General features: G+C 63.5%; 17 protein-coding genes. 6 read left to right on the top strand and 11 right to left on the bottom strand.

Annotation, left to right across the window (positions count from 1 at the left end; all coding sequences use genetic code 11):
• Nucleotides 1-3: 3 nt before the first annotated feature.
• Both IB279_RS31805 and IB279_RS31800 read right to left on the bottom strand, forming a co-directional pair.
• Nucleotides 4-1,149, bottom strand: a complete 1,146-nt coding sequence (locus tag IB279_RS31805) for a PspA/IM30 family protein (protein ID WP_234824474.1) — start codon at nucleotides 1,147-1,149, stop codon at nucleotides 4-6.
• Between the two features lie 147 nt (nucleotides 1,150-1,296).
• Nucleotides 1,297-1,800, bottom strand: a complete 504-nt coding sequence (locus IB279_RS31800) for a hypothetical protein (RefSeq protein ID WP_112771781.1) — start codon at nucleotides 1,798-1,800, stop codon at nucleotides 1,297-1,299.
• 241 nt (nucleotides 1,801-2,041) lie between these two features.
• On the opposite strand from IB279_RS31800, the gene IB279_RS31795 reads away from it, so the two are divergent.
• Nucleotides 2,042-2,203, top strand: coding sequence for a hypothetical protein (locus tag IB279_RS31795; protein ID WP_090295460.1), 162 nt, complete (start codon nucleotides 2,042-2,044; stop codon nucleotides 2,201-2,203).
• Nucleotides 2,204-2,691: 488 nt separating this feature from the next.
• On the opposite strand, the gene IB279_RS31790 is transcribed toward IB279_RS31795, so the two are convergent.
• On the bottom strand, nucleotides 2,692-4,002 hold the full coding sequence (locus IB279_RS31790; RefSeq protein WP_234824475.1) for an amidase: 1,311 nt from the start codon (nucleotides 4,000-4,002) through the stop codon (nucleotides 2,692-2,694).
• 263 nt (nucleotides 4,003-4,265) lie between these two features.
• Here IB279_RS31790 and IB279_RS31785 point away from each other — a divergent pair, with 263 nt between their 5' ends.
• The 3 genes from IB279_RS31785 to IB279_RS31775 all read left to right on the top strand — a co-directional run bounded on the left by IB279_RS31785 (nucleotide 4,266) and on the right by IB279_RS31775 (nucleotide 8,574).
• A complete protein-coding gene (locus IB279_RS31785; protein WP_112771743.1) occupies nucleotides 4,266-5,831 on the top strand; it encodes an alkaline phosphatase in 1,566 nt (521 codons plus the stop codon).
• 201 nt (nucleotides 5,832-6,032) lie between these two features.
• Complete coding sequence (gene typA, locus IB279_RS31780) at nucleotides 6,033-7,859, top strand: translational GTPase TypA (RefSeq protein WP_034802622.1); 1,827 nt, start codon at nucleotides 6,033-6,035, stop codon at nucleotides 7,857-7,859.
• A 208-nt stretch (nucleotides 7,860-8,067) separates the two neighbouring features.
• Entirely contained in the window at nucleotides 8,068-8,574 is a 507-nt protein-coding gene (locus IB279_RS31775; protein ID WP_112771744.1) for a GNAT family N-acetyltransferase, read from the top strand.
• 33 nt (nucleotides 8,575-8,607) lie between these two features.
• Here the strand turns inward: IB279_RS31775 and IB279_RS31770 are convergent, their stop codons facing one another.
• Nucleotides 8,608-9,207 (bottom strand): hypothetical protein, encoded by a 600-nt coding sequence (locus IB279_RS31770; RefSeq protein WP_112771745.1) that lies wholly within the window; start codon nucleotides 9,205-9,207, stop codon nucleotides 8,608-8,610.
• Nucleotides 9,208-9,367: 160 nt separating this feature from the next.
• Between IB279_RS31770 and ppa the strand changes: the two genes are divergently transcribed.
• The gene (gene ppa, locus IB279_RS31765; protein WP_034802613.1) at nucleotides 9,368-9,901 is read left to right on the top strand and encodes an inorganic diphosphatase; all 534 of its coding nucleotides are present in this window, start codon (nucleotides 9,368-9,370) and stop codon (nucleotides 9,899-9,901) included.
• Nucleotides 9,902-9,904: 3 nt separating this feature from the next.
• On the opposite strand, the gene IB279_RS31760 is transcribed toward ppa, so the two are convergent.
• The gene (locus tag IB279_RS31760; protein WP_192340508.1) at nucleotides 9,905-10,222 is read right to left on the bottom strand and encodes a DUF167 domain-containing protein; all 318 of its coding nucleotides are present in this window, start codon (nucleotides 10,220-10,222) and stop codon (nucleotides 9,905-9,907) included.
• A gap of 21 nt (nucleotides 10,223-10,243) precedes the next feature.
• On the bottom strand, nucleotides 10,244-10,537 hold the full coding sequence (locus IB279_RS31755; protein ID WP_089044330.1) for a YggT family protein: 294 nt from the start codon (nucleotides 10,535-10,537) through the stop codon (nucleotides 10,244-10,246).
• A 237-nt stretch (nucleotides 10,538-10,774) separates the two neighbouring features.
• Here IB279_RS31755 and IB279_RS31750 point away from each other — a divergent pair, with 237 nt between their 5' ends.
• A complete protein-coding gene (locus tag IB279_RS31750) occupies nucleotides 10,775-12,016 on the top strand; it encodes an MFS transporter (protein WP_060521413.1) in 1,242 nt (413 codons plus the stop codon).
• A gap of 21 nt (nucleotides 12,017-12,037) precedes the next feature.
• Here IB279_RS31750 and IB279_RS31745 read toward each other — a convergent pair whose 3' ends face one another.
• The 5 genes from IB279_RS31745 to IB279_RS31725 form a co-directional block, all read right to left on the bottom strand.
• A complete protein-coding gene (locus IB279_RS31745; RefSeq protein WP_375292967.1) occupies nucleotides 12,038-12,778 on the bottom strand; it encodes a glutamine amidotransferase in 741 nt (246 codons plus the stop codon).
• Nucleotide 12,779: 1 nt separating this feature from the next.
• Nucleotides 12,780-13,262, bottom strand: coding sequence for a TerB family tellurite resistance protein (locus IB279_RS31740; protein WP_034802604.1), 483 nt, complete (start codon nucleotides 13,260-13,262; stop codon nucleotides 12,780-12,782).
• Nucleotides 13,263-13,288: 26 nt separating this feature from the next.
• A complete protein-coding gene (locus tag IB279_RS31735; protein WP_112771746.1) occupies nucleotides 13,289-14,935 on the bottom strand; it encodes a heme biosynthesis protein HemY in 1,647 nt (548 codons plus the stop codon).
• Between the two features lie 11 nt (nucleotides 14,936-14,946).
• Nucleotides 14,947-16,221: a COG4223 family protein gene (locus IB279_RS31730; RefSeq protein ID WP_112771747.1), complete on the bottom strand. Its 1,275-nt coding sequence runs from the start codon at nucleotides 16,219-16,221 to the stop codon at nucleotides 14,947-14,949.
• A gap of 102 nt (nucleotides 16,222-16,323) precedes the next feature.
• Nucleotides 16,324-17,037, bottom strand: coding sequence for a uroporphyrinogen-III synthase (locus IB279_RS31725; RefSeq protein ID WP_192340506.1), 714 nt, complete (start codon nucleotides 17,035-17,037; stop codon nucleotides 16,324-16,326).
• Between the last annotated feature and the right edge of the window lie 2 nt (nucleotides 17,038-17,039).

Here is a 17,039-nt window from a genome sequence, read left to right as displayed (position 1 = left end):
GCGTCAGTGCTGCTTTGCCTTGAGTGCGGCCAGTCTCGCCTCGATCGCCCGGTCGCGATGCAGGCGGTCGAGTTCGTCCAGCTCGGCGCTGCTGCCGTGTTCTCCGCCCGGTACGCCCGTTGCGCGGGAGACAGCGGCAGCGGCGCGGGCGGCACCGTCCACCGGGCTGGGCTTTGCCAGGCCCGAAACCTTGCTCTCGGGGAACTGGGCGATGCTGCGCTTGAGATCGGCGAGCCGCGCCTCGGCCTCGCGGCGGGTGGCAAGCACCGCCTGCAGCGCCTGCTGGCCCTCTTCGAGATCGGTGCGGGCGCCGGCGAGCGCCTTGTCCAGGGCGGCGAGCTGCGATTCCAGGTCGATCTGGCGGGCGACGCCGGCCTTGGCTAGGTCTTCCCGGGCGGCAGAGATGGCGGTGCTGATCATTTCGTCCAGCTTTTCGAGATCGGCGCCGATTTCGTCGCGGCGGCTGAGGATGCGATACTCCTCGGCGCGTGCCTGGCCGATATCGACCCGGGCCTCTTCGGCGGCCGCGTCGATTTCGCGGAGCGCCTGTTCGACGATCACGATCTTGTTGCTGCCTTCCGCCTTGTCGACGGCGGCATTGGCGAGACCGGCGATCAAGCGGCCCATACGGGATAGGATGCCTTCATTCGTCATCATTTTCTTCTCCGTTCGGTCGGAATGCGTGGTGACGCCAATGTGGATCTGATAGCCGCCGTTCTGTGCAACGAGCTGGGCGGCGAAGATACTCAGAGTGCCCGGCGAATAGCCGGCGACGTCGTATGGGATCGCGACGCGACCACGCACGGTGGCGACGGTCAGATCCGACGGTCCCTTGATTGCGAAAAGCTTGTCGTCCAGCGGCAGCCTTGCGGCATTGGCCTGCTGTCCGCGGTTTGCCGCGAAGTCACGCAGTCCAAGCGTGACCATGCGCGCCGGAAGCCCGGTGCGCTCCCGGACCGTTTCGTAGGCAAGTTCATGCAACGTTACGAGATTGGCGCCCGCCTTTTCACCGGCGAGTTCATCGAGCATCGCCAGCATGTCGGCGTAGGCAACGAAGGTTTCTTCCAGCGCGCGTCTGGCCTCCGCGTCCGGCGCGAGATCGTAGTACAAGATCGACGTGTGGTTGCCCTGAGCCATGAGCAATAACATAAAGCACCACTTTCGTGCTTTCAAGGATTGGCTCAGGTTTAAGTTGCAATTTTCTTCTGCTGAACGCGCGCAACGGTCGCGCGCCGGCAATGGGGTTGCAGCGGGCGGAAGAGGGGCGCGTTGAAAGCGGACGATTGTCCGGCGGGTTCACTCCGCCGCGTTGTTGCGCAGCCAGGTTTCCAGCGCGGCAATCACCGAGAGCCGCAGGCTTGCGCCCTTGGACAGGGCGCGGGTGAGGGACAGGTCGTCGCCGGCAAATCCCATCTCGGCCATGATGTCGTTCGCCCGCATCCGGCGGCGATTCATGATCGTGCGGATTTCGGCGATCGTTTCGGGGAGCAGGTAGCGACCGCTGGCAATCGCAAGGGGCGCTGCGAGCGGCGGATCGATATGAGCGTGTGGGGCAGGCCCGTCCGGGCCGCCATTGCTGCTCAGCCACTTGAGGAACGTTTCACGCTCGGTGGGGCTTGCCTTGGTCCAGGAATTCTTGAGCTTGTCGAGGCGCGTGCGCTCGTCCTTAAGCCCTGCCGCGATAAGCGCCTTGCGCAGCGACGGGATGCGCCCGGCGATCAGATCCGCATGGATGTCGGGAAAATCGAGTTTCAGGCGCTGCACGTCCGCGGTTTCGTCGCTCTTGGTTTTCTTCGACATGCTCATTCCCGCGTCGTTCGTCGGCGACATGCTCTAGCGTGCTCGTGCGCCCGGCGCGAGCGAAATAGGTCGCTATCCTCTATCCTTTGTCAGTCGACCCCGTTAGGGAGCGCATGGAGAATAACGCGACGCTGCGTGCTGTGCCCTTCGCCTGATGTCATGCATCCAGCTTTACGCAAGTCCCTTCGCCTATAGTCACCTCAATGGCCGGGATGTGACACGGCGAATGAAGGACAATGATATGTCAAACGATATCGAGCATTACCGCGACCCATCCGACAAGATGGTTGCCCTCTATCTCGCGAACAATGACGGCGACGAACTGACCGATGTCTTGGTCGCCGCGCTTGAAGATGCCTTCCGCATCCTCCGTGACGAGATCTCCGGCGAAACGATGCATTGAGCGGAGCGCGTCTCCTCCACGAACTATTTTTCGAACGTAATCCACCATCGGTTGCGAATCGAATCAGGGATGTCCTGTTTTGGCCGGGTTCCAATCGGCGACGCGTCGGATGTCGGGAGAGTTCGCGGCCACGTATCGCTTGCGCTAGGGGAGACGCACAAGCATGACATTTTCTATCTGGCATACGGTCATAGCGCTGCTGATTATCGGCGCACCGGTCTGGCTGATCCTTCGGGCCTCGAAGCGCTCACGCTAAAGCGCGTCGCAGATCAAGTCTGCTTCATCGCATATCGCTGTCGCAAAATCGGCGCGCACATCGCTCGGCATGCTTGGCGCATCAAGGCGCGAGCGATTGGCCTTAGAGAACAAGGCGTTGCGGGGTTCCGATTTCAATGGGATCCATGCCCGCTTGATGTCCTTCGACGACGACTGCCGAACCGGCCTGCTTGCAGGCAGGTGTTTCATTCGATGACCATCGGGCGCGCCGTTCAAGCTTCCTGAAGCAGCGCCTCGGCTGAAAGGGCTGACGCCAGTACGGTCGCATCGGTTCCGTTTCTCCCAACCAGCATCAGTCCGGCCGGCCGCACAAGACCCGGCATCGGCAGGGTGATAGCGGTGAGATCGAACTGGTTGGCGACCTGGCAGTTGCGCAGCAGCAGGCTCTCGACGCGGTCGTATTCCGCCGCGTCGGTGTCGACGCTTGCGATGGACACGGCGGCGATCGGTGTCGTCGGCAGTGCGATGAGATCGTAGGGCGAGAGCCGCTCGTCCATGGCGGCGGCGAGCGCATGCCGGGTTTGCAGCAGGGCCGAGATCGCCGCGTCGGGCACCAAAAGGCGGCGGCGAAGCGAGAACTTGACCCTTTCGTCGACTGGGGCGGCCGCATCACCCAGCCATCCGGCGTGGACGCGGCTTGCCTCCAGGCCCGCAATCGAGCCGATCCGCGTCGCTTGGCCGAGCTTCTCGATCAAGTCATCGATGCTGCAGTCGACGATGTTGGCACCCGCTTTGGCCAGTCGGTCGAGGCTTGCCGCAAAGGCGTCGGCGACTTCGGGGGAGAGGTCTTCAAACAGCCTGCCACGGGGGATGCCGATACGAAGGCCTGCGACAGGGCGGGCGACAAGCGGCCTTGGCTGCTCGCCGGCCATCACCGCATCGGTCGCTGCACAATCGGCCACGGTCCGGGCGAGCGGTCCGAGCGAATCCAGAACCGGCGAGAGCGGAAAGGCGCCATCGAGCGGGATGCGGTTCGCCGTCGGCTTGAAGCCGACGATGCCGTTCAGCGCCGCGGGGATGCGGATCGAGCCACCGGTATCTGAACCGATGGCAATGTCGCAGGTGCCTTCTGCCGCCGACACGCCAGCGCCCGAGGATGAACCGCCGGGGATCAGGCTTTCGTCGGTGGCGTTGCCGGGTACCGGGTAGTGCGGATTGAGGCCGACGGCCGTAAACGCGAATTCGGTCATATGCGTCTTGCCGATAATGACCGCACCGGCAGCACGCAGCCGCTGGACAACGAGCGCGTCTTTTTGGGCCGGCGGCGCGTCGCGCCGGATGATGGAGCCGGCAAGCGTCGGTTCGCCGGCGATATCCAACAGGTCCTTGATTGAAACGATCTTGCCGTCGAGCGGCCCAAGGCTGTCCCCCGCCTGCCGACGGTGGTCGGCCGCGTCTGCCTCGCTCCGCGCGCGCTCTTCGTAGAGCCGGACAAAAGCCTTTTCCTCGTGCCGGCGATCGTTGAGCCGGCTCAGGATCTGTTCCAGGCGGTCGCGTACGGAGACGTTGGCGGCATGGGACACGATGATCACCTGTCGATTTGTGTGGCCACCGAACGGGGGCAGGAGGCGGGTTCGTTGCCCGGATTCACCAAGGCCAACGCTGATCGCCTTTGATAACAGCATTGGCGGCGTTTGCCATCGTCCCATTGTCGCCGCGGCCAGCTCCGGCCTTCACCGAACTGTCGCCAAACCGTTCAAATAGTTTCATGCGGCTGTTACGTCGCTGACACCCAGATGACCAAAGGTCCGGCACGCGCGGTGGCGCTGCCGAATCGGAGGTCTGTTTGGCCGATATCCTCAAGACGCTTTCGAGGCGTTCTTTCCTGCTTTCCGCCGGTGCCGCGGGCTTCGTGGCCTCATCCGGTCTTGCGACACCCTTTTATGCACGCGGCTACGGCCGGCCGGAATTCATTCACGGCGTGCAATCGGGCGATGTCGATACGTCCTCCGGCACGATCTGGACACGGGTGGATCGCCCGTCGAAGGTGTCGGTCGAATACTCGACCACCGAGAGCTTCTCCAACCCCCTTCGCCTTTCCGATCTGACGGCGACGCCGCAGACGGATTGCGCGATCAAATGTTCGCTCGACGGGCTGCTGCCGGACCAGGATATCTTCTACCGCTTCACCGCCACGGATCTCTACGACGTCAACCGCGTCTCCGCGCCGGTCACCGGCCGGTTTCGCACCGCGCCCTTGCGCAAGCGCTCGATCCGCTTCGTCTGGTCCGGCGACACGGCCGGGCAGGGCTGGGGCATTGATGATGTCGGCATGAAGACCTATTCGACCATGCGCCAGCACGAGCCGGACTTCTTCATTCATTCCGGTGACACGATCTATGCCGATAACCCGATCCCTGACGAGATAGCGCTACGTGATGGCGGTGTCTGGAAGAACCGCGTGGTGACGCATGAGAAGCGCGACGTGGCGCGGACGCTGGAAGAATATCGCGGGCAATGGAAATACAATCTGCTCGACGAGCATGTGCGGCAACTCAACGCCGTGTGCCCCACTTTCTATCAATGGGACGACCACGAGGTGCTGAACAACTGGTCGGCCTCGACCGACCTGCGCGACGACGCGCGCTATCCGGAAAAGGATGTTGCCGTCTATGCCGAGCGGGCGGCGCGGGCGTTCCATGAGATGACGCCGATCCGCATGCCGGCAACGCAGCCCGGCCGCATCTTCCGCAAGATCGGCTATGGCCCCTTGCTCGACGTGTTCTTCGTCGACCTCAGATCCTATCGCGGCGCCAACCAGGGAGAAGACGGCGGCGGCGCCCTGTTCGGCTGGCGGCAGGTCGACTGGCTTAAGCGCGAACTTGCTGCCTCGCGGGCCACCTGGAAGGTGATCGCCTGCGACATGCCGATCGGTCTCGTCGTCTGGGACGATTACACCAACCGGCGCGGCTCGGACGCGATCGCCAATGGCGACAACGGTCCGCCCGCGGGGCGCGAACGCGAATTTGCCGATCTCCTGCGCTTCGTCCGCGACAACGGCATCGACAACCTCGTCTGGCTGACGGCGGACGTGCACTACACCGCCGCGCATCACTACGATCCGGGGCGCGGCGCATTCAAGGATTTCACGCCGTTCTGGGAGTTCGTGTCCGGTCCACTGCATTCCGGCACCTATGGGCCGAAGGAGCTCGACATGACCTTCGGGCCGGAGGTTCGCTTCATCAAGGCATCCGGCGGCGGCATCGACCAGAACCTGCCGCCATCGGCTGGTCTGCAGTTTTTCGGCATCGTCGATATCAACGGCCAGACGCAGCAGATGACGGTGCGGCTGATGGACCGGCAGGACCAGGAACTCTGGCGCGTGACGCTCGATCCGGCCGCAATTGCATGAGGAATTCGGTCGCGGCCAACAGCTTTGCAAACGGCGTTCGTGAGACCCCTGACGAGTGCAAACCCATGGCCTACCGGCATTTGAACACGACGCTCATGCGCGCGCCCCCCTTTCGCAATCGCAAAAAAACCTGTATGAGCGCGACCATTGAAAAAGCGGCGTGGCCCATCGGGGCTTGCCCTGAACCTTCCGAGACGAAAAATGAGCATTCGTAACATCGCGATTATCGCGCACGTCGACCATGGGAAAACGACCCTTGTTGACGAGCTCCTGAAGCAGTCGGGCTCGTTCCGCGAAAACCAGCGCGTTGCCGAACGCGTCATGGACTCCAACGACATCGAAAAAGAACGCGGCATCACCATCCTCGCCAAGGCGACTTCGGTCGAGTGGAAGGGCGTGCGCATCAACATCGTCGACACCCCCGGCCACGCCGACTTCGGCGGTGAAGTCGAGCGCATCCTGTCGATGGTGGACGGTGCCATCGTTCTCGTCGACGCTTCCGAAGGCCCGATGCCGCAGACGAAGTTCGTCGTCGGCAAGGCGCTGAAGGTCGGCCTGAAGCCGATCGTCGCGATCAACAAGATCGACCGTCCGGACGGTCGCCACGAAGAAGTCATCAACGAAGTCTTCGACCTCTTCGCCAACCTCGACGCCTCTGACGAGCAGCTCGACTTCCCGATCCTCTACGGTTCGGGCCGCGATGGCTGGATGAACGTCAACCCGGAAGGTCCGAAGGACCAGGGCATGGCGCCACTGCTCGACCTGGTGCTGCAGCACGTGCCGGAGCCGACGGTTGCCGAAGGCCCGTTCCGTATGATCGGCACGATCCTCGAAGCCAACCCCTTCCTCGGCCGCATCATCACCGGTCGCGTTCACTCGGGCACCGTCAAGCCGAACCAGGCCGTCAAGGTTCTCGGTCAGGATGGCAAGCTGCTTGAAACCGGCCGTATCTCGAAGATCCTCGCCTTCCGCGGCATCGAGCGTCAGCCGATCGAAGAAGCGCAGGCAGGCGACATCGTTGCGATCGCCGGCCTTACCAAGGGCACCGTCGCCGACACCTTCTGCGATCCGTCGGTCGCCGAAGCGCTGACCGCGCAGCCGATCGACCCGCCGACCGTCACCATGTCCTTCATCGTCAACGACAGCCCGCTTGCCGGCACCGAAGGCGACAAGGTCACGAGCCGAGTCATCCGCGACCGCCTGTTCAAGGAAGCCGAAGGCAACGTTGCGCTGAAGATCGAAGAATCCTCGGAAAAGGACTCCTTCTTCGTATCGGGCCGCGGCGAACTGCAGCTTGCGGTTCTCATCGAAACCATGCGTCGTGAAGGCTTCGAGCTTGCCGTTTCGCGTCCGCGCGTCGTCATGCACAAGGATGACAACGGCCAGATGCTCGAGCCGATCGAAGAAGTCGTGATCGACGTCGACGAAGAGCATTCGGGCGTCGTCGTGCAGAAGATGTCCGAGCGCAAGGCCGAGATGGTCGAACTGCGTCCGTCTGGCGGCAATCGCGTCCGTCTGGTGTTCTTCGCTCCGACCCGCGGCCTCATCGGCTACCAGTCGGAACTTTTGACCGATACCCGCGGCACGGCGATCATGAACCGCCTGTTCCACGCCTACCAGCCCTACAAGGGCGAGATCGGTGGTCGCGTCAACGGCGTTCTGCTTTCGAACGACGCCGGTGAATCGGTTGCCTACGCGATGTTCAACCTGGAAGACCGCGGCCCGATGATCATCGACGCCGGCGAGAAGGTCTATGCCGGCATGATCATCGGCATCCACACCCGCGACAACGATCTCGAAGTGAACGTGCTCAAGGGCAAGAAGCTCACCAACATGCGCGCCGCCGGCAAGGACGAAGCTGTTCGCCTGACGCCGCCGATCCGCATGACGCTGGAGCGCGCGCTCTCCTGGATCCAGGACGACGAGCTGGTCGAAGTGACGCCGAAGTCGATCCGTCTGCGCAAGCTGCACCTCGACCCGAACGATCGCAAGCGCTTCGAAAAGGCCCGCACGGCTGGCGCTGCCTGATCGATCCTGATCGATCCTACGACTTTCAGAAAAACCCCGGAGCGATCCGGGGTTTTTTGCTGTGTGTGCCACCGATGGGCGACTTGCGGATAAAGTTAAAAAGGCGTTAACCTTCCATTGGGTGCCGTTAAAGTTGCCTGTGGGTTAACGCAGGCTGGCAACCGGGCGGGATTCCTGTTCGCCTTGTGTGTGTTTAGAGTCGCGAGTCATGAAGACTGTTTCGATAGAGATTCGGCCCGGAGAGCCGCAGGAAGCGTCGGCAATTGCCGATGTGCACCGCGTTTCGTGGCTGCAGACCTATGGCGGTCTCATTCCCCATCGTCCGCTCGTTCAGATGGTCAATCGCCGTGACGAGACCTGGTGGCGCAAGGCGACCCGCGGTCCTGCCACGCTGCTCGTCGTCGACGTCGCCGGAACCATCGCCGGCTACGCAACGCTCGGCCTCAGCCGCGCCAAGGCCCTGCCGCAGGAAGGCGAGATCTACGAGATCTACCTGAGGCCGGAATACCAGGGCATCGGCCTCGGGCGCATTCTCTTCGGCGAGGCCAAGAGCCTGCTGCGTTCGCTCGGCTGCCGTGGCCTCGTCGTCTGGTGCCTCGAAGACAGCGAGCATGCCTACCAGTTCTTCCAGGGTGCCGGCGGCACCGATATCGCCGAAGGCATGGAAGATTTCGGCGACAAGCACCTGAAGAAGGTCGGCTTCGCCTGGAGCTAGGCCCGACGCCTCCGCGACACTGAAATCAAAGACTTACTCAGGCAGTTCGTTGTTGGGATCGGCCGCCTTGTCGCCCCGCGTGCCGTGATAGGCGGGCTTGTCGACGCCGCAGCGGAAGGTCGGTGCCACCTCGTCGGCGATCTTGCGGGCGAGCGCATTCGGATCGGGATTGGCAAGCGCATCGACATAGCCGGCGACGCAGCCCTTGCCGTCATCCTTCTCGGCCACCTTGGAAATGACGAGCACCTGCCCCTGAAGTGCAGGAACCGAAGCGCCGGACGCGTCCGTGTTCTCGATGAACCAGCGCAGGATCGTTGCTACGGCCTTGCCATCCTTGGCAACCCGCCACTCCACAGTCGTGCCGGCGTGGTTGAATGGAATGAAACTCTCGAAAGCGTCGTCGGCATAGCGCTGGTTCAGGTGACCGAACGAGACACTCTGGCGGATGTCGGCTTCCTTGAAGCGAACGGGATAGTCCGCATGACCAGGGCAAGTCATCAACGCGTACATGCCCTCTTCTTCGGCGATCGTCTTGCACTTGTCGCGGCCGATGTCGGTATAGACGCTCTCATTGGCCAAGACGGGGCCGGCGGACAAAAGCACCAGCGCCAGGCATGCAACCCTTCCGTTCATACGAAACTCCCTCAAACGCGATTGGCAGACCTGTAGAGGTCGATGGGCAGGCGCAAAACGACCGGTTGAATCTGCGCTACGGACGAAAGTTATGTTGCATCGCGGCATGTTTCCCTTTATCCGACGGGCAAACTTCTCAAACTGACCCTGGAGTAGATCCATGCGCATCGACGCGATTTCCATCGGAAAGAATCCACCAGAAGATGTCAACGTGATCGTTGAGGTTCCCGTCGGCGGCCATCCGATCAAGTACGAGATGGACAAGGAAGCCGGCACGCTGGTCGTCGACCGCTTCCTCTATACGCCGATGACCTATCCGGGCAACTACGGCTTCGTGCCGCATACGCTCTCGGACGATGGCGATCCGATCGACGTTCTGATCTGCAACACCCGTCCGCTGGTTCCGGGCTGCGTCATCAATGTGCGCCCGATCGGCGTGATGATGATGGAAGACAATTCCGGTCAGGACGAGAAGATCATCGCCGTTCCGTCGGGTCACCTGACGCAGCGATACGACAAGGTTCACGAATACACCGACCTGCCGGAAATCACGCTGAAGCAGATCGAGCACTTCTTCGAGCACTACAAGGATCTGGAGCCCGGCAAGTGGGTGAAGATCTACGGCTGGAAGGATGCTTCCACCGCCCGCCAGCTGATCAAGGAAGCCGTCGAGCGCGCCAAGGGCGCCAAGTAAGCTTTATCTGCCGGCCAGTTCGGCAAGGCGTTTCATCAGCTCCTCCGGGTCGCTCTCGATCCGGAGGATTTTTTTGCGCTGCGTTTCGCCTGAGATGAGGGAGAGCTTGCTCTTGCCAAGCCCGAGCGTCTTGGCAAGAAAGGCAAGCAGTGCCTGATTGGCCTTGCCTTTCTCCGGGACCGCGCGGACGCGCACTTTCAGATATTCTTCGCCATCAGCAGCCGCTTCCAGCCCGTCGATGGCATCACGGCCGCCGTTCGGCGTCAGGCGCACCGTCAGGCGAACATGGTCGCCATGCGCGGTGAAGGCCGTGCTACTCACCCTGCACCTGGCCGGCCGTCGTCAGCCCAGCAAGGCCGGCGCGATCGTCGTGTTCAGGAAAAGCTGGATGAAATAGAGGATTACCAGAACGACCAGCGGCGAAAGGTCGACGCCGCCCATGTCGGGCAGGATGCGGCGGATCGGGCGGTAGAGCGGCTCGGTCAACTGGTAAAGCGAGCGGCCGATCATGTTGATCGCCTGGTTGTTCACGTTGATGACATTGAACGCGTAGAGCCAGGAAAAGATGGCCGACGCGATGACCAGAAACCACGCGATGTTGATGATGAAGTTCAAGGTGCCGATAACAGCAAGCATGCCGGTCTCCAAATCGTTATTGACAGACATGTAGACATTGAGACCTAAACGAGCAAGTACGCCGGTTTATCGGGCGCGATCATGTTTAACGTGTGGCCGCTCGACAGTCGGTGCCGACGAAAGCGTGTCGCGATCCTTCAGATGCGCTGCCTGCCTTTTGAATATTGACGTTTCACTTGTCGTTATCGCAAAACCGCGACCCAGTTTTGCGCAACCCGCTTCAGGAGCGACTTCCTCATGTCCGCCGTCCATGCCTCGCATCGTTTTGCCGCGTTTCGGCATGTCGGCTATCGTCGCTACTTCTTCTCGCGCTTCCTCGCCTATTTCGCGATCCAGATCATCTCTGTCGCCGTCGGCTGGCAGATCTACGATCTGACGCGCGATCCCTTCGATCTCGGCTTGATCGGCCTTTTCCAGTTCCTGCCATCGCTGGTGCTGATCCTCGTCACCGGATCCGTGGCCGACCGCTACAACCGGCGCATGATCATGGGCGTCTGCATGGTGGTCAGCACGCTTTGCGCAGCGGCGCTGCTCGCGCTGACAGTCACCGGGCTGTTTTCGCCGTGGCCGGTTTATGCGGTTCTCGTGGTCTTCGGCATCGAGCGTGCATTCCTTGCACCCGCGTCGCAATCGCTGGCGCCAAACCTGGTGCCGCCGGAAGATCTGCCCAACGCGATCGCCTGGAACTCCACCTCCTGGCAGACCGCGATGATCGTCGGCCCGGTCGCGGGTGGTCTCATCTACGCGCTCGGCGCGGTCTTTCCTTATGCCATCGGCTTCTGCTTCTTCCTCGCCTCCGCATTCATGGTCTTTGCCATTCCGAAGCCGGCGACGCGCACCCAGGCCTCGGCGCAAAGCTGGCAGACGATCACCGCCGGCTTCCGCTACATCAAGGCGGAGAAGGTGGTGCTCGGCGCCATATCGCTCGACCTTTTTGCAGTGCTGCTCGGCGGCGCCGTGGCGCTGATGCCGGTCTTTGCCCGCGATATCCTCGACCTCGGCCCCTGGGGGCTCGGCCTGTTGCGCGCGGCCCCGGGTGTCGGCGCCGTTGCCATGGCGGTCTGGCTGGCGGCGCACCCGATCCGCCATCGCGCCGGTTTCTACATGTTCATCGGCGTGGCGCTCTTCGGTCTCGGCACCGTTATCTTCGGCCTTTCAGCGACCCCCTGGGTCTCGATCGCGGCCCTCGTCGTCATGGGTGCTGCCGACATGGTCTCGGTCTATGTGCGCGAGACGCTGATCACGCTCTGGACGCCGGACGAACTGCGCGGCCGGGTCAACGCCGTCAACATGGTCTTCATCGGCGCGTCGAACGAGCTTGGCGAATTCCGCGCCGGCATGATGGCGTCCGGCTTCGGCGGGGTCTTTGCCGTCGTCTTCGGTGGCATGGGCACGCTGCTCGTCTCAGGGCTTTGGGCGCTTGGCTTTCCGCAATTGCGCAAGATCGATACGCTCGACGTGCCCGATCACCACAAGTAAGCGGTGCGAGCGGACAGCACGTTACGCGCTTTCCGCCTTTTCTCCCCGCCGTTCATCGCGCAGGAAGATCAGTTCCAGGAAGTTCTCCATCCAGGTGCGCAGCGGTCCGTCGTGCTGCATGCGGCCGTCGAGATGGGCCTTGCCCACCTGGGCACCGGGCATCTCGAAGCGATGGGCGCCGTGCACCACCCAGCGATGCATCATCGCGCGAGTGAGTTCGCCATGGAACTGGATGCCCCAGGCATTGTCTCCATAGCGGAAGGCCTGGTTGGGGTAAGTGTCGCCAGTTGCGAGCAGCTCGGCGCCGGAAGGCAGGTCGAAGCCTTCGCGGTGGAAATGGTAGACCATGGCCGGCCAGTCCATCAGCGCCTTGCCGGCTTCGGTCGCAACCAGCGGATACCAGCCGATTTCGGTCATGCCTTCGTGATGGGGTGCCACCGAGCCGCCGAGGTTGCGCGCCAGCATCTGCGCGCCGAGGCAGATGCCGAGATAGGGCTTGTTTTCCTTGAGCGGCACGGAAAGCCAGTCGATCTCGCGGCGGACGAACTCTTCCTCGTCATTGGCGCTCATCGGACCGCCGAACACGATCGTGCCGCTGTGCCGTTCCAGCGTTTCCGGCAGATCGTCGCCGAGCGCCGGACGACGGATGTCGAGCCCAAAACCCTTCTGCTCGAGTATCTGGCCGACGCGGCCGGCGCTCGATCGCTCCTGATGCAGGATGATCAGGACGGGTTTTCGGGCGCTGTCGTCGGGCATCGGCATTTCAGTTATCCTGTTGTGACTCGGCTTTCTCGACCGTGTCGCTTCTGGCCGCCGCCTCCTGGCGCTGCAACACCCGGTCGCGACCGGAAACGCCGAGCAGATCGGCAATACGCCAGATCACGTGATCTTCCATCTCACTGCGCTCGCCATCGGCATAGACGACGTCCCAGAGCATGCCGACGAGTTCGACGCGTTGCTCCTCGGAGAGGTGACGCTTGAGCTCGGCGGTGAATTGGTAGAAGTCGATCGCCTCGCTCTCGGCAGTCTCGCCGGCTTCGATCAAAGCGGAGAGCGAGGCATCGTCGAGCTTGTAATGCTCCTTGATGACCTTGCGCATCTTGCGCCGCTCGGACGCGAGGATCCGGCCGTCGGCCTCCATCACCTGGAAACAGAGAGCGATGACCGCCACGCGCGGATCGCCATGCTCTATGCGCTTCGCCGGGCCGGTCAGACCATCGAGAAACGTCCGTAAGCGTTCAAACATGTATTTTGCCACAGCCCCTTGAGAACTCAGAACAATCGGAAAGTCGTCTTTTCCGGCGCCTTCTCGCCAGCGGCCGGATCGCGCACGCCGGGGTCATCCGGCGGGCGGCCGAAGAAGGGATCGGGCCTGTGCTCGCCATTCGCGCCCTCTTCCTTCTCCGCCTTGACCGGAGGCTTGTCGGCAACCGGTTCCGGCGCCTTGCGCTCGGCGACCTTGATCGGCTGCGGCGCCGGACGCGGCTCCTCGCGCTCGGCCTCCAGGATCACCGGCGTCTCACTGCGCCGGGCTGCGGGTGCGGGCTGGTGCACATGCGCCTCCACCACGGCGGGCAGGCTGCGGATCGCCTCGTCGGCGTTCGACTGGTCGTGGTCGACCGTGGCCGAAAGCGTATGCGGCGGGGCTTTCCATTCGAAGGCATCGAGCCGGCCGCTGACCGGCGAGACCGGCAGCCAGGTCGGCGAGGTCACGCCGTCGGCGGTCCAGGCCGGATCGCGCGGGCTCTTCAGCGCCTGCGCCATCCAGTGACGGATGCGGCCCTCGTCGCCGGTGTCGGCCTCTTCGATGTCGGCAAGCAGCAGGAAGATGCTCTCGGTCGGGTCGAGCCGGGCGGCGGCTTCCGCCTTGGTGCGAGCCAGAAGCAGTTCGCGCGCTTCGAGCGCGGCTTCGGCGACGGCAGCCATCGCCACGGCATTGTTGGGCTTCAAGGCTTCGAGCTTGCGCGCCCGTTTCAACCGGTCGACCGCAGTGTCGCCGCCGCGGGCGCGCACGTAGAGCCGGGCCACGTCCGGATGCGGCTCGTGCTTCCAGTTCTTCTCCAGGATCGAGGTGCCCTTGCGCAGGTTGTCCTCGCGAAACAGCGCCTTGGCGGCCGTCAGCGCCGCCGGCACGAGATGTTCGTCGAGCTTCAGCGCGGCAAGCGCATCGTCCCGCGCACCTTTCACGTCGCCCTCGAGCTTCGTCATTGCGCGCGCCGTCAGCAGCACTGCCTTCTTGCGATCGGCTTCCTTGCGATCGACCACGTGGGCGATGCGGCTCTGGTCGAGCAGACGCAGGGCATCGTCCCATTGACCGGCCTGGCTCTGGCTGTCGAGGGTTGCAAGCGCTGCCCAGGGCAGGTGCGGCGACTTTTCGGCGGCGCGCTCGGCATATTGCCGCGCGGCCTCGTGGGCGCCGAGCCGCTTGGCCTCGAGATAAAGGCCGCGAAGCCCGAGTTCACGCGTCTCCGGATCGTCGGCCATCAGCTCGAACTTGCGGCGGGCGTCGTCGTACTTGCCTTCGATCAGTGCGGTCTGGGCTTCGAGCAGGTGGATCAGCGGTTCCTGGTCGGCGCTGATCAGGCCGCGGGTGCGGGCGGTCATCTTGCGGGCAAGATTGGCGTCACCGGCGCCGGCGGCGATCAGGCCGGTCGACAGCGCCTGGTAGCCGCGGTCGCGCTTGCGGGCGCGGAAATAGCGGGTGACCGTGTGCGGCGAAAGCCAGATGGTGCGCACCAGCCAGACGACGATCAGCACCGCGGCAATCAGCGAGATCAGCAGCGATGCCGCGCGCATCAGGCTCATCTCGATCAACTGGCCCTGCCAGACGACCGAGAGTTCACCCGGCCGGTCGGCGAGCCAGGCGAAGCCGAGGCCGAGACCAAGCACGATCAGGATGAAAATCAGAATGCGGATCATATCTGGTTCCCTCAGCCTTCCGTGCCTGGTTTTGCCATCGTCGCAGCGACGGCGGCATCGATCGCGGCTTCGACCCGCAAACGCTGGTCGAGCTTGGCCTTGAAAGCCTCGCCCGCCGGCTTGGCGGTGTCGGGCAGACCATTCCACTCCAGAGCGGCGCCCTTGAGGTCGCCATTGTTCAGCTTGTCCTCGATCCGGGCGATGACGGCTTCGGGCGTTTCACCCTCGACGCTGCCGACGGGGCGCACGCGAATGCCGGACATGGCGCTGGACACTAGCCGGTCGAAGATACCCTCGTTCGGGTCGGGCTGGTTGAGAGCGTCGAGCATGGCGTCGGCGGTTTTCGGGAACTCGCGGCGCAGGTCGGTCCGGGTCGGCACGCCGACCTGGGCATCCTGGGCGAGCGCGGCGACGGCCTGTTCGTCCGGCGCAATGCTGCGCAGCGCGTCGAGTTCGGCGAGGAAAGGCCCGCCGCGATCGATCGCCGACTTCAGTGCAGTGACCGCAACGGCTTTCGCCATCTGGATATCGTTGACCGGCTCGTTGAGCTTCTGCTCGGCGGTCTCGATGCGGCTCGTCAGTTCCGCCTTCTCGGCGGTTGCCGCCTGCTGCGCATCGGCGAGCGCTGTCTTCAGACCTGCAAGCTCCTTGGTGAGATTGTCGACTTCCGCCTTCAGCGTCTCGACCTCGGCGCTCGGTGCGCCGTTTGCGGCCGGTTGGGAGGCGGACTGTTCCAGCGCGGCGATACGACCTTCGAGTGCGGTGTTGTCGACGACGGCTGCGGGGGTGGGCAGCGCCGCGATCTGGTCGCGCAGGGCCTGCAGTTCGCCGGAAATGTTCTGCTCGACGCCGCGGGTCGGCCCAAGTCCAGGCACGATGCCGGCATATTGCAGGCCGCCGAAGCCGAGCAGCGTCACGAGACCGCCGACGATGCCGGCCGCGAGCGCACCGGAGTTCGATACCGGCTTCTGCGGCGGTTCCGGCTCGCGGGCCACATGCGGCGGCTCTTCGGCGAAGACGGCCGCGGCCGCGTCGGCGGCGGCATCGGCGCGCTGCTCCTCGATTTCTTCGTCCAGGCGGGATCCGGCGGCGCTGTCGTCGCTGGTGTCCCTTATCGGCTCATCCGTCTCGGCTTTATGCGCTGTGTTTTCGGCCGCAGCGTCTGCCAGCGTTTCGCCGGTTGCTTCCGGGCCGGCCGGTTCCGCAACGGTTTTCTCCGCTTCGAGGTCGATCGTCAGCGGTTCCTTCTCGGACTTCGAGCGGCGCGGCGGGTTTTCCGATACCATGGTGACCTCTTACCGTTGGTGCCTGTCGGCTCTTCCTTCAAACCTAGTCAGCCGGAACGGGGAGGGAAAGCCCCTCCGTTCCGTTTTTGGATGAATTCGATGTTAGAGAAGACTGAAAAGGCTGTCTTCATCGGGTCTTGCGGCGGTCTCCGCCACGACGTTACCCGGCAGTGCCTCGGCCACCACGGGGCTGAGGCAGAGGTAGCGCGGCGCAAAGGAAGCAGCATCGACACCGGCTTCGGAAAGCAGGCGAACGAACTGTCGCGCGGTTTCTCGCGAGTATAAAAGCACGGCGTCGGGACGGCTGCTCCGCCGCAGATCTTCGATCGCGGCGCGCGAATGGGCGATCGGCTCCATGCGGTAGCACTCGACCGTCCGGTGCTCGATGCCGCGTTGTCTCAGCCCCTTTTCCAGCCCTTCGGAGCGCGGCGTTCCTGCCAGATAGAGCAGGGGAAGTGGCGGCAGCGTGTCGATGGTCGCGCCGATCAGTTCCGCCAGGGACTGGCCGGTACCCACCGCTATGCGCAGATCGGAGAAACCGAGCCCGGCTGCTGTTTGCGCCGTGGCGGTGCCCACGCAGAAGCACGGGGTCGCCAGATGCTGTGACAGGTCTGCATCAGACGATACGAGCACCCGAATGGCTTCGGCGCTGGTGAGCACGATCGCCGCATGCGGCACTTCAAGCGCGGCAACGGAGACGGCAGCAAGATGTGTCGCCTGCATCAGGGGCAGCAGGATCGGCCGGTGGCCGGCGGCTTGCAGCCGGCGTACCGTCGCCTCGGCGGCGGGAAGCGGCCGGGTGACGAGCACGCGCATGG

The sequence above is a fragment of the Ensifer sp. ENS06 genome, from assembly GCF_014852205.1.
In the GTDB taxonomy this organism is placed as follows: Bacteria; Pseudomonadota; Alphaproteobacteria; order Rhizobiales; family Rhizobiaceae; genus Ensifer; species Ensifer adhaerens.
Note: the sequence above shows the minus strand (reverse complement) of the source record. Positions and strands in the feature narration are given on the sequence as shown.